The sequence below is a fragment of the Aeromicrobium sp. P2_G6 genome (assembly GCF_056403535.1).
The window spans coordinates 393,023-412,283 of sequence record NZ_JBFUFH010000005.1; the positions used below are offsets into that span (position 1 = coordinate 393,023).

Here is a 19,261-nt window from a genome sequence, read left to right on the forward strand (position 1 = left end):
CGATTCCGGGAGCCCCGTCCTCGCTCAGTGCGCTGCCGATACGCTCGTCGCATGCCTGATCAGCGCACGCGCGTGGCCGCGATCGACTGCGGCACCAACTCGATCCGCCTGCTGGTCAGCGATGTCGAGGACCACCACAAGACCGATCTGGTACGCGAAATGCGCGTCGTCAGACTTGGTGCCCAAGTTGATGAGAGCGGTCATCTGTCCCAAGCGGCCATAGATCGCACGTTGGGGGCCACCCGCGAGTACGCCGAGCTGATCGCGATGTTCGGCGCCGACAAGGTCCGGTTCTGCGCGACGTCAGCCGTACGCGACGCCGACAACGCCGCCGACTTCGAGGACGCGATCGAGGGCATCCTGGGCGTACGCCCGGTCGTGCTCGCCGGCCTCGACGAGGCGCGGGCGTCGTTCCTGGGCGCGACGCGCGACCTCGAGCAGACCCGCACGCTCGTCGTCGACATCGGGGGAGGGTCGACCGAGCTCGTCATCGGCACGGGCGAGGACATCGAGTGGTCCGTCTCGCTCGACGTCGGGTCGGTGCGGCTGACCGAGAGATTCCTGTCGAGCGATCCTGCGTCGGTTGCCGAGGTGACCGAGTGCATGCACTACCTGGACGGGGTCCTGGCTCCAGTCGTCGCCCGGCTCGAGCCGGTCGGCTCGTTCGTCGGGGTCGCCGGGACGGTCACGACGGTTGCCGCGCACTCGCTGGCCCTGCCGTCGTACGACTCAGAGACGATCCACGGCGCCAAGCTCGCCCTGGACGACGTGCGGCAGGCGTGCCTGTCCCTCGTGCAGATGTCTGTCGCGGACCGCCGGGCCCTGCCGTTCATGCATCCCGGTCGCGCTGACGTGATCGGCGCCGGTGCCCTGATCCTGGACCGGCTCGTCGACCTCGTCCCGCTGTCGACCGACGTCATGGTCGCGAGTGAGCACGACATCCTCGACGGCATCGCCTGGGACATCGTCAGCTGAGACTTCCGACGAAAGAATCTGGTTTTGTCCGCGCATAGGCGGCCAGAACCAGATTCTTCTGTCCCGGGTGGGTCACCGGCCGGTGGAGCGGCGGAGCTGGTCCTTCACGACCTCACGCTGACGCCGGATGGCATACGAGCTGAAGATCAGTGTGCGTCGTCCGTCGATCGTGACCTCGTTGAGGCGCAGGAGGTCGCCATCCCACTGCTCGACCTCCATGTGCGGAATGCCGTGGATCTCGCAGGCGAGGTTGAAGGCCTTCCACCAGACGTCGAGGTAGTAGCGTCCGTCGCGCCGTTGGACGATGGCCTGCCGCTCTGGGCGGGGCAATTGCACCTCGAGGCGGATCTGGTCGAAGTCGCGTTCGGGCAGCGATTGGATGCCACCCCACGCATCCAGATACGACTCGACGATCAGGGCGCGATGTCGACAGGCGCCCCGCCGCGCCAGGGCTTCGCGGAGCTGACGTGTGTGGACGACCCCGCGTTGTGCCGCCGCCAGCACGATCTCGCGGGCGCGCTTCTCCTCCGGCGTCCATGAAGCCGCGTCGAGCACGCTCCGTGCCGGCCGGGTCCGTGGCGGTCGCCGAAGGGGGTGGACGTCGCGATCGTCGAGGAACTTCGACCAGTGCATCGTCAGGTCGTGATACCTGATCGGCGAGGCACCCGCCGGCGCGATGACAACGGGCTTGTCCGTGCGGAACGCCGTGAAGTCGTCGTACTTCAGGGCGGTCAGGCCGCCGAGCACCGACCCTGGTGGGAGTGCGAGGAGAGCGACCCAGTCGCGTTGGGCGGAGGTCAGCTCGCCGTTGTGGGCGACGAAGACGCCTCGAGCCGGGTTCTGCCATCGACCGGAGCCGACGAGGGCGTAGAGCTGGTGGCGCGTGACGAGTTGGAGCGCCTGACCACGGGTCAGGACGCCGTGCTGGTCGCGCAGCCCCGCGGGCAACGCAGCGGTGGTCAGGGCGGGCATCAGACCACGATGCGTACCTCTACCGTCTGCGCTCGCTGCGCACTGTCCCGTCTGTGGACACTCGATGTCGCTGCGGTCCCTGTGGAGGACGAGGAGATCGGGTTTTGTCCGGCTATGGACGGACAAAAACCCGATTCTCCGGTCGAAACCGACCGACCGGACAAAACCAGATTCGCTGGTCCTCAGGTGGCGGCGGTGGAGCGGCGGACGACGAGCTCGGGCTTGAGCGTCGTGTGCTTGATCTTGGCGCCCGCCGGGTCGACGATCACGTCGAGCAGGAGGGTGGCCGCGGCGGAGCCGAGCTGTTGAGCCGGCTGGCGTACGGATGACAGCGGGATCGCGGCCGAGGCGGCGAACTCGATGTCGTCGTAGCCGACGATCGCGATGTCATCCGGCACCCGTACGCCCGCGAGCGTCAGCGCCTGGAGTACGCCGAGGGCGACCAGGTCGTTGGCGGCGAACACCGCGTCGGGTCGATGGTTGCCGGGCAGCTCGAGGAGCTGCTCGGCACCCCAGCGCCCGGCCTGCGCGTTCATGGTCTCGGTCTCGACGAACACGATCTCTCCGGCGCCGTGAGCGTCGACCGCGGCACGTGCGGCCGCGAGGCGGGTCTTGACCTGCGCCAGGCCGGCCGGGCCGCCGATGAAGCCGATGCGGCGGCGGCCGATCTCGAGGAGGTGCTCGGTGGCGATGCGCCCGCCCAACTTGTCGTCGACCGACACCGACGAGAACTCCTTGGCCCGGCTCATGCGGTCGACGAGCACGACGCTCGTGCCGCGGTCGCGCAGGCGGCGGAGGCGGTCCATCACGTCGCCGACAGGCGTGATCAGGACACCGCTCATGCGCTGCTGCTCGAACAGGTCGAGATAGGACGTCTCGCGGGTCGGGTCCTGGGCACTGTTGCCGAGGATCAGCGGCCGGTTGTCGGCGTTCAGGACATCCTCGACCCCGCGTGCCACGTCGGTGAAGAACGGGTTGGCGATGTCGAGCACGATCATGCCGATCGCGTGATTGGTGCCCGCACGGAGCTGGCGGGCGGCGTCATTGCGGATGTAGCCCAGCTCGTCGATCGCGGACTGGATGCGGGCCAGCGTTGCGGGGGACACCTTCGCCGGATGGTTGAGCGCATTCGACACGGTGGCAGGAGACACCCCTGCAAGAGCTGCAACATCCCGAACCTGAGCCACGGCCATGTCGAGGAGGTTAACACGATTTAACGAAATGGGTTGACGGAACTGTGATCGCCGTCATACAGTTCCGGAAAGGCCGATTAGAACGATTCAATCGTGCCTGCAAACCAGCCCCGAGAAGACACGGAGTCCCCATGAACGCGAGCGATCCTGTCGCCCTGCAGCTCGTGCAGGTGCGCAAGTCGTTCGGCCCGGTCGTCGCCCTACGGTCGGGGAGCCTCACGGTCCACTCCGGCTCGATCCACGCCCTCGTCGGCGAGAACGGCGCCGGCAAGTCGACCCTCGTCAAGATCGTCGCCGGCGTCTACCAGCGCGACGGCGGTGATCTCCTCCTGCACGGCGAGAGCGTCGACTTCTCGTCGACGGCGGCGTCCAAGGATGCCGGCATCGCGGTGATCTACCAGGAGCCGACGCTCTTCCCGGACCTCTCGGTGACCGAGAACATCTTCATGGGCCGCCAGCCCCTCGGCGCCGGCCGCCGCATCGACCGCAAGGCCATGCACGACGAGGCGCTCGGCCTGTTCCAGCGCCTGGGCGTCCACCTCGACCCGCGCCGTCTCGCCGAGGGCCTGTCGATCGCCGACCAGCAGATCATCGAGATCGCCAAGGCCATCTCCCTCGACGCGAGCGTTCTCATCATGGACGAGCCCACCGCCGCCCTGAGCGGTGTCGAGGTCGAGCGGCTGTTCGCCGTCGCGCGCAGCCTGCGCGACGAGGGCCGGGCGCTGGTGTTCATCTCCCACCGCTTCGACGAGGTGTTCGCGCTGTGCGACACCGTCACCGTGATGCGGGACGGCGAGTACATCTCGACCGACCCGATCGCCGAGACCACCAGCGGCCAGATCGTGGCCAAGATGGTCGGCCGCGAGGTCGGTGACCTGTTCCCGAAGACGCCGGCCGAGATCGGTGAACCGGTCCTCAAGGTCAGCGGGCTCGAGTCGCCGGGCATCTTCCACGACATCAGCTTCGAGGTGCGCGCCGGCGAGATCGTCGCGCTCGCCGGGCTCGTGGGCGCCGGGCGGAGCGAGATCGCCCGTGCGATCTTCGGCGTCGACGGCTACGACTCCGGCACGGTCGAGCTCAACGGCAAGTCCGTACGCCCGCACAACCCGCGCGCGGCGATCCGCGCCGGCATGGGGTTCGTCCCCGAGGACCGCCGCCAGCAGGGCCTGGTCACAGACGCCTCCGTCGCGCACAACGTCGCCGCCGTGATCCGTTCGCGCATCGCACGCTGGGGACTGCTGACGACCGGCAGCGAGACCCGCACGGCCGGGCCGTGGGCGGGACGCCTCGAGGTCAAGACCAACGCGCTCGACATGCACGCGACGACGATGAGCGGCGGCAACCAGCAGAAGGTCGTCATCGCCAAGTGGCTCGCCACGCGGCCGTCGCTGCTGATCATCGACGAGCCCACCCGCGGCATCGACATCGGCACCAAGGCCGAGGTGCACCGGCTGATCTCCGAGCTCGCCGGCCAGGGCCTGGCGATCCTCATGATCTCGTCGGAGCTGCCCGAGGTCCTCGGCATGGCCGACCGCGTCCTCGTGGTCCACGAGGGCCGCATCACCGCGAACCTCGACCGCGCGGACGCGACGCCCGAGAGCGTCATGACCGCCGCCACCAACACGATGGAAGTAACGGTATGACCGACACCTTGGTGGCCCCGAGCCGCCGCACCACCGCGCAGCGGGCGATGTCGACGATCTTCACGTCGCGTGAGTCCGCGATCGCCCTCGTGCTGATCCTCGTGATCGCCGCGGCGACGCTGAACACCAAGAGCTTCCTGTTCAGCGAGGACGGTTGGCGCGACCTCTTGCTCACGCCGGCGATCCTGGTACTGCTCGCGACCGGCCAGGCCGTCGTGATCATCACCCGCAACGTGGACCTGTCGGTCGGCTCGACGCTGGCCCTCACGGCATACCTGACGGGTCGGCTGTTCGTGGACAATCCCGGCATCCCGATCGTCCTGGTCGTCGTGATCGGCATGCTCGCGGGCGCGGGACTCGGGCTGATCAACGGCCTGCTGATCGCGCTCGGCCGGGTCCCTGCACTGGTCATCACGCTCGGGACGCTCTACATCTACCGCGGTGTCGTGCTCTCCTGGGCGGGCTCGGACCGGATCAATGCCTCGGACATGCCCAACGGCTTCCTGTCGCTCGGCACCAAGACGATCCTCACGATCCCGGTCCTGACGATCATCGCGCTGGTCGTGCTCGCGATCGTCGGCTACTACCTGCGTACGGCCCGCGGCGGTCGTGAGCTGTATGCGATCGGGTCCGACCCCGACGCCGCCAACCTCTACGGCCTCAAGGTTCGCCGCCGCGTGATCGGTGCATTCGTGCTGTGCGGCTCGCTCGCCGGGCTCGCCGGGGTCGTCTACGCAGCGCGATACGGCACGATCAGCTCCGGCGCCGGCCAGGACATCGAGCTGCAGGCAGTGGGCGCCGCGGTCATCGGCGGTGTCGCGATCTTCGGCGGCAGCGGCACGGTGTGGGGCGCCGCGATCGGCGCCTGGCTGCTCGTCACGATCAACCGCGCTCTGCCGATCCTCGGCGTGCAGGACTTCTGGCAGCAGGCCGTCGTCGGCGCCCTGATCCTCGGCGCCATCGTGCTCGACCGGGTCCTGGCGGCACGCAGATCACGCAAGCTCGTCGAAGCGAGGGACGCATCATGACCACCACCACCACCACCGCCGTACGCACGTACGCGCCCCACGCGAAGCCGCTCTGGCAGCGCGCCCTCGTCACACGTGAGTTCGCGATCATCGCACTGCTCGTCGTGGTCTACCTCTACTCGCGCAGCGAGGTGCCGGCCTTCGACGGCCCGCTGACGATCTACTACCTGCTGCTCGACGCGGCCGCGATCCTGCTGATCGCACTGCCCATGACGATGATCATCATCACCGGCGAGATCGACCTGTCGGTCGCGAGCACGGTGGCGCTCAGCAGCGTGCTCGTCGGCGACCTGCACCAGCACGGCATGGCGATCCCGATGGCCGGACTGATCGCGATCGGCGTCGGCGTGGTCTGCGGAGCGTTCAACGGGTTCCTCGTGGCGTACGTCGGACTGCCCTCGCTGGCGGTCACGATCGGCACGCTCGCGCTCTATCGCGGGATCGCGGTCGGCACGCTCGGCACCAAGGCCGTGACGGACTTCCCGGAGAAGTGGACCGACCTGGCCAAGCAGCACATCGGCGACAGCAGCTATCCGGTCATCATGATCCCGTTCGTCGTGCTCGCGATCATCTTCGCGGTGCTCCTGCACTTCACGTCGTTCGGTCGAGGTGTCTACGACATCGGCCTCAACTCCGAGGCGGCGCACTTCACCGGCGTCAACGTCGAACGTACGAAGTTCATCCTGTTCGTGCTCTCCGGTGCCGTCTCGGCGTTCGCGGGCATCTACATCACGCTCCGCTACGGCAGCGCACGAGGCGACAACGCGACCGGGCTCGAGCTCCAGGTCATCGCCGCGGTGCTCCTCGGTGGCGTGTCGATCTTCGGCGGCCGCGGTGCCCTGCACGGCGTCATCGCCGGAGTCCTGTTGATCGGCGTCATCTCGAGCGCACTGCGCCTCGAGGACGTCACGGTCAACGTCATCAACATCATCATCGGGCTGCTGCTCGTGCTCTCGGTGATGTCCACCAGCTTCCTGTCCTTGGCAACTCGGGCGTCGGCAGGAATGAAGAAACGCAGCTCCAAGAGCTCCGATGAACGCCAGCAGCTGGCGTCAGCTCACCAAGAAGGGAAGAACTGATGAAGTTCAACAGAAGGAAGGCCAGCGCACTCGGTGCTCTCGCCGTCAGCGCTGCGCTCGTGCTCTCCGCCTGTGGCGGCGGCTCGGACGACGAGGGTGACAAGGGTGGAAGTGGCGGAGGCGACAAGGAAATCTCCGTGACGTTCCTGCCCAAGAACCTCGGCAACCCGTACTTCGACACCAGCGACAAGGGCGGCAAGACCGCCGTCGAGGAGTTCGGCGGCAAGTTCTCCGAGGTCGGACCCGAGAAGGCCAGCCCCGACGCGCAGGTGCCGTTCATCAACACCGCCGCGCAGCAGGGTGTCAAGGCGCTCGTCGTCTCGGCGAACGACCCCAAGGCCATCGGTGACGCGCTCAACGAGGCGCGCGACGCTGGCACCAAGGTCGTGACGTTCGACTCCGACACCGACCCGAAGTACCGCGACCTGTTCATCAACCAGGCCAGCGCCGAGGGCATCGCCAAGGTCCAGGTCGACATGATCGCCGAGCAGATCGGCGACAAGGGTGACATCGCGATCCTGTCGGCGGCTGCCAACGCGACGAACCAGAACGCGTGGATCGACATGATGAAGAAGGACCTGTCGGCCAACCACCCCAACATCAAGCTCGTCGACACGGTCTACGGCAACGACGACGACCAGACGTCGTTCGACAAGACGTCGGCTCTGCTCCAGAAGTACCCGAACCTCAAGGGCATCGTGTCGCCCACGACCGTCGGCATCGCTGCGGCCGCGCGCTACGTGTCCGACTCGGACTTCAAGGGCAAGGTCATGGTGACCGGGCTCGGCACGCCGAACCAGATGCGCAAGTACGTCGAGGACGGCACCGTCAAGGCGTTCGCGCTCTGGAACCCCGAGGACCTGGGCTTCCTGGCGGCATACGCGGCCAAGGCGCTCGTCGACGGCGACATCACCGGCAAGGAAGGCGACACCTTCAAGGCCGGCAAGCTCGGCGAGTTCACGGTCGGCAAGGACAGCACCGTCCTCCTGGGCGATCCGTTCCAGTTCAACAAGGACAACATCGGAGACTTCGACTTCTGATGTTCCAGGTGCCCGGCCGGCGGCTCCTCCCTGCCGGCCGGGCACCCCACCCCCGGAAAGGTCTATGACATGCAACGCGTGTGCTTCCAGCTGCAGGTCAAGCCCGAGCGGATCGCGGAGTATCGCGAGCGCCACGCGGCCGTGTGGCCCGAGATGCTGCAGGCCCTGGCGTCGACCGGGTGGCACAACTACTCGCTGTTCCTGCGCGACGACGGTCTCCTGATCGGCTATGTCGAGACGCCCTCGATCGAGGACGCCAAGGCCGGAATGGCACGCACGGAGGTGAACGGCCGCTGGCAGGCCGAGATGGCCGAGTTCTTCGTGGACCTCGGCGATCAGCAGCCAGATCAAGGATTTCTCGTCCTGGAGGAGGTCTTCCACCTGGAGGACCAGCTCGCCAGGCATGACCAGAGCAAGACTCAGACGCACGACACAGAGCCCCATCCAAACCCCGAAATGAAGATGTGAGATGACGACTTTCAGCGCGATCAGCGCGCAGCTCGAGGGACAGGCGATCGAGGTCCCGTCCTGGGCGTACGGCAACTCCGGCACCCGGTTCAAGGTGTTCGGCAGCCCCGGCACCCCGCGGACGGTCGAGGAGAAGATCGCCGACGCCGCCAAGGTCAACGAGTTCACCGGCCTGGCTCCGCTCGTGTCGCTGCACATCCCGTGGGACCAGGTCGACGACTTCGGCGCGCTGCGCCGCTACGCCGAGGACCTCGGCATCGGCCTGGGCACGATCAACTCCAACACGTTCCAGGACGACGACTACAAGCTCGGCGCCCTGACCCACACGGATCCGCGGATCCGCCAGAAGGCGATCGATCACCACTTCGCCTGCATCGACGTGATGGACCAGACGGGCTCGCGCGACCTCAAGATCTGGCTCGCCGAGGGCACCAACTACCCGGGCCAGGGTGACATGCGCGGCCGGCAGGACCGGCTCGCCGAGTCGCTCGCCACGATCTACGACCGCATCGGTGACGAGCAGCGGCTCGTGCTGGAGTACAAGTTCTTCGAGCCGGCGTTCTATCACACCGACGTTCCCGACTGGGGCACGTCGTACGTGCAGGTGGCCGCGCTGGGCGACAAGGCGTACGTCTGCCTCGACACCGGCCACCACGCACCCGGCACCAACATCGAGTTCATCGTGGCGCAGCTGCTGCGGCTCGGGAAGCTCGGCTCGTTCGACTTCAACAGCCGCTTCTACGCTGACGACGACCTGATCGTGGGTGCCGCCGACCCGTTCCAGCTGTTCCGCATCCTCTACGAGGTCATCCGCGGTGGCGGGTACGGCCCGGAGAGCGGCGTCGCGTTCATGCTCGACCAGTGCCACAACATCGAGAAGAAGATCCCCGGGCAGATCCGCTCGGTGCTCAACGTGCAGGAGATGACGGCCCGCGCGCTGCTCGTCGACGGCGGTGCGCTGGAGAAGGCGCAGGCAGACGGCGACGTGCTGCTCGCCAACGAGATCTTCATGGACGCCTTCTACACCGACGTCCGCGCCGATCTCGCCGCATGGCGCGAGGAGAAGGGCCTCCCGGCGAACCCGCTGAAAGCGTTCCTCGCGAGCGGCTACCAGGAACAGATCGAGGCCGACCGCGTCGGCGGCACCCAAGCAGGATGGAACTGATGACGAACAACGCAGCAGCGGAGCTGATCGCCCGGTCCAACCGGCTTGGCGCCGACCCCCGCAACACCAACTATGCCGGCGGCAACACGTCCGCCAAGGGCACCGAGACCGATCCCGTCACGGGTGAGGACGTCGAGCTGCTCTGGGTCAAGGGCTCCGGCGGCGACCTGGGCACGCTGACCGAGAGTGGTCTCGCGGTGCTGCGGCTCGACCGGATGCGCGCGCTCGTCGACGTCTATCCCGGCCTCGAGCGCGAGGACGAGATGGTCGCGGCGTTCGACTACTGCCTGCACGGCAAGGGCGGTGCCGCGCCGTCGATCGACACCGCGATGCACGGCCTGGTCGATGCCGCGCACGTCGACCACCTGCACCCCGACTCCGGAATCGCCATCGCGACGTCGGCCGACGGCGAGGCGCTGACCGAGACGGTCTTCGGCGGCAAGGTCGTGTGGGTGCCGTGGCGCCGACCCGGCTTCCAGCTCGGCCTCGACATCGCCGACATCAAGGCCAAGCACCCCGAGGCAATCGGCTGCATCCTTGGCGGGCACGGCATCACGGCGTGGGGAGACACCAGCGACGAGGCCGAGCAGAACTCGCTGTGGATCATCGAGACCGCCGCGGCGTACATCGAAGAGCACTCGCGGCCCGAGCCGTTCGGCCCTGCGCTCGAGGGCTACGGCGCGCTGCCGGAGGCCGAGCGTCGCGCCAAGGCTGCCGCGCTCGTGCCCACGATCCGATCGATCGCGTCTGCCGACAAGGCGATGGTCGGGCACTTCACCGACAGCGACGTCGTGCTGGACTTCCTCGCCTCGGGCGAGCACCCACGCCTCGCGGCACTGGGCACCAGCTGCCCGGACCACTTCCTGCGTACGAAGGTCAAGCCGCTCGTGCTTGACCTGCCGGCGTCGGCGACCGTAGAGGAGTCGATCGCGCGGCTGCGTGAGCTCCACACGGCATACCGCGAGGACTACCAGGCCTACTACGACCGGAACGCCGTCGCCGACTCACCGGCGATCCGCGGTGCGGACCCGCTGATCGTGCTCGTGCCCGGCGTCGGCATGTTCAGCTTCGGCAAGGACAAGCAGACCGCCCGTGTCGCGGGTGAGTTCTACGTCAACGCGATCAACGTCATGCGCGGCGCCGAGGGACTGTCGACGTACGCGCCGATCGACGAGGCGGAGAAGTTCCGCATCGAGTACTGGGCGCTCGAGGAGGCCAAGCTCCAGCGCATGCCGGCGCCCAAGCCGCTGGCGACCCGCATCGCGCTCGTCACCGGCGCCGCCTCCGGCATCGGCAAGGCCATCGCGCACAAGCTGGCCGCGCAGGGTGCGGTCGTGGCGATCGCCGACCTCGACCTCGCCAAGGCGCAGGCCGCTGCCGCCGAGATCGGGGGTCCGGATGTCGCCGTGGGCGTGCAGGCCGACGTCAGCGACGAGGAGCAGGTGCAGGCCGCGGTCGACGCGACGCTGCTGGCGTTCGGCGGGCTCGACCTCGTCGTCAACAACGCCGGCCTGTCGCTGTCGAAGTCGCTGCTCGACACCACGGTCGCCGACTGGGACCTGCAGCACAACGTCATGGCCAAGGGCTCGTTCCTGGTCTCGCGGACCGCGGCGAAGGCGCTCATCGAGCAAGGCCTCGGCGGCGACATCGTCTACATCTCGTCCAAGAACTCGGTGTTCGCCGGGCCCAACAACATCGCGTACTCCGCGACCAAGGCCGACCAGGCGCACCAGGTGCGACTGCTGGCCGCCGAGCTGGGCGAGTATGGCGTACGCGTCAACGGCATCAACCCCGACGGCGTCGTGCAGGGCTCGGGCATCTTCTCCAGCGGCTGGGGCGCCAACCGTGCCGCGGTCTACGGGGTCGACGAGAAGGACCTCGGCGCGTTCTACGCCCAGCGGACCCTGCTCAAGCGCGAGGTGCTGCCGGACCATGTCGCCAACGCGGTGTACGCACTGGTCGGCCCCGACCTGACGCAGACCACAGGACTGCACATCCCCGTGGACGCCGGTGTCGCGGCCGCCTTCCTCCGGTAGCGCGATGTCCATCTCCGTCGCCGCGATCGACCTCGGGGCCTCCAGCGGCCGGGTCATGGTCGGCGAGGTCGGAGCCGATCACCTCGAGCTGCGCGCCGTCGCGCGTTTCGCCAATGAGCCCGTCCGCACGTCGGACGGGCTGCACTGGGACCCCCTCGAGCTCTATCACCACGCTCTCAGCGGCCTGTGGACTGCCGCGAGCTCGTCACCTGACGGGCTCAGAAGCGTGGCGGTGGACTCGTGGGCGGTCGACTACGCCCTCATGCGGGCCGACCGCATGCTGGGCGTGCCGTTCCACTACCGGGACGAGCGCACGGCCGCGGGCGTGGAGCGCATCCACGCCCGCGTGTCGTTCGCGAAGCTGTATGCCCGAAACGGCCTGCAGTTCCTGCCGTTCAACACGATCTACCAGCTCGCTGCCGACCCGCTCGCCGACGAGGCCGAGCGGATGCTGCTGATCCCTGACCTGCTCGGCTACTGGCTGACCGGCGAGATGGTCACCGAGCGAACGAATGCGTCGACGACCGGACTGCTGGACGTACGCACGGGGGAGTGGGACGCCGAGCTCATGGCGCAGGTGGGCCTCCGTCGGTCCCTGTTCACGGAGCTCGTTGATCCCGGCACGACGATCGGCAAGGTGACGGCTGAGGTCGGCGAGCAGATCGGCGCACCTGGCCTGACCGTCACGGCGGTCGGCTCGCACGACACCGCCTCGGCCGTCGTCGGCGTACCGATGCAGAGCGACGACGCGGCCTACATCTCGTGCGGCACGTGGGGCCTGGTCGGCCTCGAGCTCGATGCGCCGGTCCTGACCGACGAGGCGCGCAAGGCCAACTTCACGAACGAGGGGGGTGTCGACGGGCGTACGCGGTTCCTCACCAATGTCATGGGCACGTGGCTGATCAGCGAGACCCTTCGTGAGTGGGAGCGGTCCGGCATCAACGTGTCGCTGCCGGACATCCTCGCCGCCGCTGCCGGCGTCGCCAGCGAGGTGTCGGTCTTCGACGTGCAGGACCCGCGCTTCCTGCCGCCCGGAGACATGCCGAGCCGCATCGCGGAGCTGTGCGCCGAGAAGGGCGTGCCGGCGCCGACGAGCAAGGCCGAGCTGATGCGCAGCATCGTCGAGAGCCTGGCGTGTGCCTTCGGGTCCGCGCTCGACACTGCCGAGCGGCTCGCCGGCCGTCCGGTGCGGATCGTGCACGTCGTCGGTGGCGGGTCGCTCAATCGGCTGCTGTGCCAGGCGATCGCCGATCGCAGCGGCAGACCCGTGCTCGCGGGTCCGGTCGAGGCGACGGCGCTGGGCAACGTCCTGATCCAGGGCCGTGCGCTCGGCGCGATCTCGGGCTCGCTGGAGGACCTGCGGGGTCTCATCGCGCGCACCCACGATCTGGCGCGCTACGAACCCCGGGCATGATCGACCCATGACTCTGCGTGTCACGGTGCCCGATGAGGGGTGGCTCGAGCGACTGGCCGATCTCGGCGACAGCGTCGCGTTCGACGTCTGGGACTTCTCGACTCCGCAGCCCGAGGGCCGCATCGACCTGGCTGTCAGTCCCTACCGCAACACCACGGATGGCATCGACCGGATGGATGCCTCGCGGCTCGGCGTTCTCCAGCTGCAGACCCTCGGCTACGACGGCGTCGCGGACGTCCTCCCGGCCGGCATCACGTGCTGCAACGCCGTCGGGGTGCACGAAGGCTCGACCGCTGAGCTCGCCGTCGCGCTGCTGCTCGCATCGCAGCGGGAGATCGACGCGTTCGCCCGCGAGAGGCACGAGTGGAACCGGCGCTTCACCGCGAGCCTGCTCGACCGCCGCATCATGCTGCTGGGCTACGGCGGCATCGGCGTCGAGGTCGAGAAACGCCTCGACGGATTCGAGGCCGAGCTCGTGCGCGTCGCCGGTCACCGCCGCGAGGACGATCGCGGTGTGGTGCACGGCAACGATGAGCTTCGTGAGCTACTGCCGACCGTCGAAGCCGTCGTCGTCGCAGTGCCCCTGTCGGAGGCGACCGTCGGGCTGATCGGCGACGAGTTCCTCGGCGCCCTGCCTGAGGGCGCTGTCGTCGTCAACGTCTCGCGCGGCAAGGTCGCCGACACCGACGCCCTCGTACGTCAGGCCGGCCGCATCCGGTACGCCACGGACGTCACCGACCCGGAGCCGCTGCCCGCCGATCACCCGCTCTGGGACGTCCCCGGCGTCCTGATCTCACCGCACGTCGGCGGGATGTCCACCGCGATGCAACCGCGCATCGACGCCGTGGTCCGCCGCCAGATCACCAATCTGCTCGAGGGCCGCGGCCCCGACTCGGTCGTCATACCGGCGTAGCTCCCGGACGAGCGGGCACGGCTAGGCGATGAGGCCCGCGTCGCGCGCGAACGCCAGGATGTGCTCCTCGGCGAGCCGTGCCGTCCGCTCACCGTCGCCTTCGCCGAGCGCTGTCACGAGGGCGCGGTGCTCGGCGCGCAATCGGGCGGCGATCGCCTTCCAGTCCTCCAGCAACGGCGCGGCGTCGAGCACATAGCTCTCGATCGAGGCGCGCAGGGAGGCCATGATCGCGTTGACCAGCGGGTTCGCCGCAAGCCGTACGAGCTCGAGGTGGAACTGGGTGTCGATGTGATGGAACTCGACGGGGTCGTCGGCCTGATCCATTGCGTCGAGGAGCTCGTGGGCTGGCTGCAGGAGGTCCGCCGGCACCCGGTCCAGGCGCCGGTACGCCCATGACTCGAGCATGACCCGCGCGTCGATGACGTCGCTCACCGCCAGGGAGTCGACGGCGACATGCAGCCGCAGCGAGGCGCTGAGGGCAACCTCCGGATCCGCGATGACCTGCGCCCCGGCGGAGGGCCCGGATCCCGGAGCGCTGCGGATGATGCCGAGGGTCGCGAGCACCCGGATGGCCTCGCGCACCGACGTACGGCTGACGCCGAGACGATCGGCAAGCGCGCGCTCGCCCTCGAGGCGGTCGCCGAGCCTGAGCCGCTTCGAGCGGATCATCGACTCGATCTCCTCGATGACGGTCTCGTACGCCTGTGCGGTCACCGGACTCCTCGGTTGCTGTGTGGTTGGACCACAGGTAGGGTGTGGTCCAACCACAGCCTAGTGGAGTGCAGCCCCGAAAGGACCACCATGGCATCGCCCTTGGTCAAGCAGCGCCGACGTTTCCCGCGGCCACGCGACTTCCTGCCCCTGCTCAAGTTCAAGAAGCCCGTGCTCAACCCCACGCGCCGGCGACTCGAGCGGGCACTGACGATCTGGGACCTGCGTGCGATCGCCAAGCGGCGTACGCCCAAGGCGGCGTTCGACTACACCGACGGTGCAGCGGACGCCGAGCTGTCACTGGCGCGGGCGCGCCAGGCGTTCGAGGACATCACGTTCCACCCTGCGATCCTGCGTGACGTCTCGGTCGTCGACACGTCGGTCGAGGTCCTGGGCGTACGTTCGGCGCTGCCGTTCGGCATCGCGCCGACCGGGTTCACCCGGATGATGCAGTCCGAAGGCGAGATCGCGGGCGCGACCGCTGCCGAGGCGGCTGGCATCCCGTACTCGCTGTCGACCATGGGAACCACGGCGATCGAGGACGTCGCAGCGGCCGCGCCGAACGGGCGCAACTGGTTCCAGCTCTACATGTGGAAGGACCGCGAGCGGTCGATGGCGCTCGTCGACCGGGCGGCCAAGGCCGGCTTCGACACGCTGCTCGTCACGGTCGACGTGCCGGTCGCCGGCGCGCGGCTGCGGGACACCCGTAACGGCATGACGATCCCGCCGACCCTGTCGCCGCGCACGGTCCTCAACGCGATCCCGCGGCCGGCGTGGTGGCTCAACTTCCTCACCACGGAGCCGCTGGCATTCGCCTCGCTCGACAAGTGGTCCGGCACGGTCGCCGAGCTGCTGGACACGATGTTCGACCCGACGGTCACGTTCGACGACCTGGCGTGGATCAAGGACCAGTGGCACGGCAAGGTCGTCGTCAAGGGAGTGCAGAACGTCGACGACGCGGTCAAGCTCGCCGAGCTCGGCGTCGACGCGGTGCTGCTGTCGAACCACGGCGGCCGCCAGCTGGACCGTGCTCCCGTGCCGTTCCACCTGCTGCCGCAGGTCAAGTCCGCCGTCGGCGACTCGGTCGAGATCCACCTCGACACCGGCATCATGTCGGGCCAGGACATCGTCGCCGCGCTCGCGCTGGGCGCCGATTTCACGCTGATCGGCCGGGCATACCTGTACGGCCTCATGGCAGGCGGACGCCGAGGTGTCGACCGTACGATCGAGATCCTGACGAAGGACATCGAGCGGACGATGCGACTCCTCGGCGTCACCTCGGTGGCCGAGCTCGAGCCGGCGCACGTGACCCAGCTGCAGCGTCTGACCCCGCGGGGCTGATCACGCCAGCGGGCTGGGGGCGGGCTTGTGCTGGTCGGTCGTCACGGCCGCAGGCGGCTCGATGCCGAGCTGCTCGCGGGTGGCGATCATCCATGACAGGAAGCCGGTCACGATCACGCCGGGCACGGTCGACCACAGCCACCAGGGCGACTCGATCGACTGTGTGATGACGCAGATCATCAGCCAGACGATCAGCTGGACGGCAGTAGTCAGCGCGGTGAAAGCCGCAGCACCCCAGCGCGCGAAGCGAAGCCAGTCGGTCGGCGCTCCGGCGGGGCGGGGCGTCATCTGGGTGGGCCAGAACAGGTGGCCGAGTGCCTTGGTCAGCGGGTTGATGTCGTTCATGGGGAACTCCTGGTGCGTCGTGGCCCGGACGGGCCGGATCGGTGTCTTCGACGCTATGAGTTGCGGAGTCGCGGAACGATGGGCTCACCTTGCCTCTTGCGGGTGGGCCTGGACCCACCCCGGGGTGATCCAGCGCCGATAGGCTGGCTGAGGCTCCCGTAGCCCAATCGGCAGAGGCAGATGGCTTAAACCCGTCACAGTGTGGGTTCGACCCCCACCGGGAGCACGCGGGCAGGTGTCGCGTTTCTACTGGTATTGCAGTGTTTATGCGGGATTTGACGATTGGCTTAGGCCCCGCGTGAGCACATTTTGAGCACACATTGACGGCGTTTCATGAGATGTATGGCGCTGCGGCGGCATGCAGGGCGATGGCTACGGCGTCGAGATCCTCGTCGAACAGGTCGGCATAGGTGTCGAGCGTCATCGCCGCTGAGGCGTGTCCGAGCATTCGCTGGACGGCCTTAACGTTCGCGCCGGCCGAGATCGCGAGGGACGCCGCGGTGTGTCTCAGGTCGTGTGGTGTCAGCCGGGGGACACCCGACCGAGCCACCGCGCCGGCAAACCATCCGCGCGTGTTGTTGTGCATGAAGTTTCCGTCTGGTCCGGGGAAGACCAGAGCCGTGGGCGACTTGTCCTTGCATGCCTCGCGCAGGCTCGCTTCGAGCAGCTCGGGAAATGGCACGGTGCGCCGCTCATGGCTCTTGGGAGTGCCGACGATGAACTTGTGCCCGACCTCGACGGCGTTCTGCTCGACGCTGAGGCGACGTCGTGCGAGGTCGATGTCTTTCGTTCTGAGGGCGGCCATCTCGCCCCACCGGAGACCGCAGTAGGCCATCACCAGCACGACCGGGGCGTACTGTCCTGACTCGCGAGCGAGTGCCTGGACCTGCGGGTGTGTCAGATACGAGCGGGACTTCTTGACCTTCCGCGGTGTCTTCACGCCGGTGGCCGGACTGGCAAACAGACGACGATCGCGCACCGCCTCGTCGAGGATCCCCGAGAGTACCGCCAGAGCTCGTTGAACGGTCGTGGCACCGCGAGTCTCGCTCATGGTCGACACCCAGTCCTGTATCTCCGTGTGGGTGATGTCGCTGAGGCGGTGCCCGGCCCAGGTCGGCTCGACATGAACACGCCAGGCGATTTCGAGTGGGCGGTACGACGACGGCTTGAGATGGGTCTGACGGGACAGCCACGCCGGCCCGAGCTCGCCGACAGTCACCCGCGCGGATCGCGGGTCTATGTACTGTCCGCGATCCTTCGCGACCTCGATCTCCGAAGCAAACCGCTCGGCGTCTCGCTTCGTGCGAAATCCTCGCTTCGTCGTCTGTCGCCGGTTCGGCTTCCGATAGCGGACCATGTAGCGCCTACCGCTGGACGTCTCATAGGACTCGATGGTCGCCATAGCTGTGACCTCCTCATCTTTGGGCCTATCGCGGTCAGCGAATGCGGCACCAGCGGGCGCCACAGAGTTGTGGACGAGCTCGGTGGCCGGATGCTGGTGTGGACAGTCGTCTTCAGCTCATGTTCGAACGCGTCTCTGCTCGTCGAGCCAGGTCCGTACGTCCGACAGCGAGTACCGCACCCGCGAGCCGACCTTCACGTACTCCGGCCCGGTCCCGAGATAGCGCATCTGCGCCAACTGTCCTGTCGTCACCGAGAGCAGCTCGGCGAGATCCTCTGGCGCGACGAGGCGCTCCGTCACCTGATCAGTCATTTGCTTCCTCCGTATCCGTTGGCATCACACCCACCTAAGGCCGCTCAGGTGCGCTCGAAGGGCCAGGGAACGTCCAAGAATCGGGGGAACATTGGGGGGAACATTTCGGGAGACGTTGGGGGGACGTAGATCGGAGGACCGAATCGGCCAAGCTACCCCGCCGCGTGCCAACCCAGTACAGACCAGAGACCAGTTCCAGGGCGAGGGCCTCATCAAGGCGCTCTCGCGTCAATCCGGCAAGAGAATCGATGAGCATCGTGGTGTCGCTGGCGAAATGAAAACCGCGAAAACAGGACTCGGCCACACTCGCGGCTACGAGAAGATTCGGTAGGACCAGCGTCGGGCCAGACTCGGCCTAGGTGTGTGGTTCGAGAATCTGGTCTACTTCGGCCAGAACAGCGGCGACATCTGCCTCGCTGAGTTCATCCACAAAGAAGATTCGGCGGCCAATCTTGTTGAGCGAAGTCCCGATGACAAGACCCCGTGCCCGGTCTGCGATCCAGAAGCGGTCGTGGAAGTCATCGGACTCGACCACTGAGATTGTCAGGTCGTGGGCGCGCGCGTGCAGTTCCGATTCAACCGCCGCTCGCACCTTCGCGTCGTTCTGTGACGACGTCACTACCGCAGTGATGTGAAGGCCGTCCGTCAGCGCGGGCGCAATCATGTTGCCTACCGCTGCCGCGTATACCTCGCTGTCTCTGGTCCGGGAACTCGTGAACAGATACGGATCAGTGATTATGAGGCTCTCGATTGGAGCGAGCTTCCGCATCCGGAGCTTCATACGCTGTTCTGCAGTCGCCGGCGGCTCCTTTGGAGAGATATCTTCCTGGAGCCACGTCAGGTCCAAGAATGCGCTCGGGCCCTTCTCGACGAGTAGAGCCTGTACGTCATCTTGTGAAAAGTCGGCTCGCCTGAACAGCATCCTGTGACCAAGCTCCTCTGCCCGCGCAGCCAAGACGAGGGCATCCTCGTGCGTCAGCGGAGGGTCGAATTTAAACGAGTTCCAGTCGCCTTCGTGGCGAAACTGCGCGTCATCGCTGGACTCGATCGGTGCGTTCGCAGGTGTGTGTCGTGCGCCTGTACTGCTGCCAGGACTCGAATCAGCCATTCCGGGACACTACAACCGTCGTTCCTCGCGGCATTGATGGGTCGTGCTGCGAACGCTCGTTCTTTCGAGGATCACGATCTCGGTCGCGAATTGCGCGACACACCCGTGCCGGTACG

The 19,261-nt window shown here is 67.4% G+C and carries 18 protein-coding genes, 1 tRNA gene and 1 pseudogene; 12 read left to right on the plus strand and 8 right to left on the minus strand.

The annotated features are described in order from the left end of the window. Nucleotides 1-51 precede the first annotated feature (51 nt). Complete coding sequence (locus AC1DVU_RS17650) at nt 52-975, plus strand: Ppx/GppA phosphatase family protein (protein WP_476923769.1); 924 nt, start codon at nt 52-54, stop codon at nt 973-975. Nucleotides 976-1,047: 72 nt separating this feature from the next. On the opposite strand, the gene AC1DVU_RS17655 is transcribed toward AC1DVU_RS17650, so the two are convergent. Together AC1DVU_RS17655 and AC1DVU_RS17660 are read right to left on the minus strand one after the other, a co-directional pair. After that, nucleotides 1,048-1,947, minus strand: coding sequence for a hypothetical protein (locus AC1DVU_RS17655; protein WP_476923770.1), 900 nt, complete (start codon nt 1,945-1,947; stop codon nt 1,048-1,050). Nucleotides 1,948-2,129: 182 nt separating this feature from the next. Next, on the minus strand, nt 2,130-3,140 hold the full coding sequence (locus AC1DVU_RS17660) for a LacI family DNA-binding transcriptional regulator (RefSeq protein WP_476923771.1): 1,011 nt from the start codon (nt 3,138-3,140) through the stop codon (nt 2,130-2,132). Between the two features lie 131 nt (nt 3,141-3,271). Here AC1DVU_RS17660 and AC1DVU_RS17665 point away from each other — a divergent pair, with 131 nt between their 5' ends. The 9 genes from AC1DVU_RS17665 (at nt 3,272) to AC1DVU_RS17705 (ending at nt 13,926) form a co-directional block, all read left to right on the plus strand. Further along, nucleotides 3,272-4,783 (plus strand): sugar ABC transporter ATP-binding protein, encoded by a 1,512-nt coding sequence (locus tag AC1DVU_RS17665; RefSeq protein ID WP_476923772.1) that lies wholly within the window; start codon nt 3,272-3,274, stop codon nt 4,781-4,783. After that, nucleotides 4,780-5,811, plus strand: a complete 1,032-nt coding sequence (locus AC1DVU_RS17670) for an ABC transporter permease (RefSeq protein ID WP_476923773.1) — start codon at nt 4,780-4,782, stop codon at nt 5,809-5,811. Before AC1DVU_RS17665 ends, AC1DVU_RS17670 begins: the two co-directional genes overlap by 4 nt. Beyond that, a complete protein-coding gene (locus AC1DVU_RS17675; RefSeq protein ID WP_476923774.1) occupies nt 5,808-6,890 on the plus strand; it encodes an ABC transporter permease in 1,083 nt (360 codons plus the stop codon). The genes AC1DVU_RS17670 and AC1DVU_RS17675 overlap by 4 nt, the downstream gene beginning before the upstream one ends. Continuing rightward, nucleotides 6,890-7,930, plus strand: a complete 1,041-nt coding sequence (rhaS, locus tag AC1DVU_RS17680; protein WP_476923775.1) for a rhamnose ABC transporter substrate-binding protein — start codon at nt 6,890-6,892, stop codon at nt 7,928-7,930. The genes AC1DVU_RS17675 and rhaS overlap by 1 nt, the downstream gene beginning before the upstream one ends. 69 nt (nt 7,931-7,999) lie before the next feature. After that, nucleotides 8,000-8,398, plus strand: coding sequence for an L-rhamnose mutarotase (locus AC1DVU_RS17685; RefSeq protein ID WP_476923776.1), 399 nt, complete (start codon nt 8,000-8,002; stop codon nt 8,396-8,398). 1 nt (nt 8,399) lies between these two features. Next, nucleotides 8,400-9,563, plus strand: coding sequence for an L-rhamnose isomerase (rhaI, locus tag AC1DVU_RS17690; RefSeq protein WP_476923777.1), 1,164 nt, complete (start codon nt 8,400-8,402; stop codon nt 9,561-9,563). Next, nucleotides 9,563-11,599 carry a bifunctional aldolase/short-chain dehydrogenase gene (locus AC1DVU_RS17695; protein ID WP_476923778.1) on the plus strand — a complete coding sequence of 679 codons (2,037 nt, stop codon included), beginning with the start codon at nt 9,563-9,565 and terminating at the stop codon, nt 11,597-11,599. Before rhaI ends, AC1DVU_RS17695 begins: the two co-directional genes overlap by 1 nt. Before the next feature lie 4 nt (nt 11,600-11,603). Further along, a complete protein-coding gene (locus AC1DVU_RS17700) occupies nt 11,604-13,013 on the plus strand; it encodes a rhamnulokinase (RefSeq protein WP_476923779.1) in 1,410 nt (469 codons plus the stop codon). A 7-nt stretch (nt 13,014-13,020) separates the two neighbouring features. Further along, entirely contained in the window at nt 13,021-13,926 is a 906-nt protein-coding gene (locus tag AC1DVU_RS17705; protein ID WP_476923780.1) for an NAD(P)-dependent oxidoreductase, read from the plus strand. A gap of 21 nt (nt 13,927-13,947) precedes the next feature. Here AC1DVU_RS17705 and AC1DVU_RS17710 read toward each other — a convergent pair whose 3' ends face one another. Then, nucleotides 13,948-14,640: a FadR/GntR family transcriptional regulator gene (locus AC1DVU_RS17710; RefSeq protein ID WP_476923781.1), complete on the minus strand. Its 693-nt coding sequence runs from the start codon at nt 14,638-14,640 to the stop codon at nt 13,948-13,950. A gap of 87 nt (nt 14,641-14,727) precedes the next feature. Between AC1DVU_RS17710 and AC1DVU_RS17715 the strand changes: the two genes are divergently transcribed. After that, nucleotides 14,728-15,978: an alpha-hydroxy acid oxidase gene (locus tag AC1DVU_RS17715; RefSeq protein ID WP_476923782.1), complete on the plus strand. Its 1,251-nt coding sequence runs from the start codon at nt 14,728-14,730 to the stop codon at nt 15,976-15,978. Here the strand turns inward: AC1DVU_RS17715 and AC1DVU_RS17720 are convergent, their stop codons facing one another. After that, on the minus strand, nt 15,979-16,323 hold the full coding sequence (locus AC1DVU_RS17720) for a hypothetical protein (RefSeq protein WP_476923783.1): 345 nt from the start codon (nt 16,321-16,323) through the stop codon (nt 15,979-15,981). A 152-nt stretch (nt 16,324-16,475) separates the two neighbouring features. Between AC1DVU_RS17720 and AC1DVU_RS17725 the strand changes: the two genes are divergently transcribed. Next, nucleotides 16,476-16,549 (plus strand) — tRNA-Leu (locus AC1DVU_RS17725). Nucleotides 16,550-16,654: 105 nt separating this feature from the next. Here the strand turns inward: AC1DVU_RS17725 and AC1DVU_RS17730 are convergent. The 4 genes and pseudogenes from AC1DVU_RS17730 to AC1DVU_RS17745 all read right to left on the minus strand — a co-directional run bounded on the left by AC1DVU_RS17730 (nt 16,655) and on the right by AC1DVU_RS17745 (nt 19,145). Then, the gene (locus AC1DVU_RS17730) at nt 16,655-17,374 is read right to left on the minus strand and encodes a tyrosine-type recombinase/integrase (protein ID WP_476923799.1); all 720 of its coding nucleotides are present in this window, start codon (nt 17,372-17,374) and stop codon (nt 16,655-16,657) included. Between the two features lie 213 nt (nt 17,375-17,587). After that, nucleotides 17,588-17,725 (minus strand): annotated as a pseudogene (locus AC1DVU_RS17735) (Arm DNA-binding domain-containing protein); the annotation flags it as partial. 117 nt (nt 17,726-17,842) lie between these two features. After that, nucleotides 17,843-18,037, minus strand: coding sequence for a helix-turn-helix transcriptional regulator (locus AC1DVU_RS17740; protein ID WP_476923784.1), 195 nt, complete (start codon nt 18,035-18,037; stop codon nt 17,843-17,845). A 355-nt stretch (nt 18,038-18,392) separates the two neighbouring features. Continuing rightward, nucleotides 18,393-19,145, minus strand: coding sequence for a hypothetical protein (locus tag AC1DVU_RS17745; RefSeq protein WP_476923785.1), 753 nt, complete (start codon nt 19,143-19,145; stop codon nt 18,393-18,395). Between the last annotated feature and the right edge of the window lie 116 nt (nt 19,146-19,261).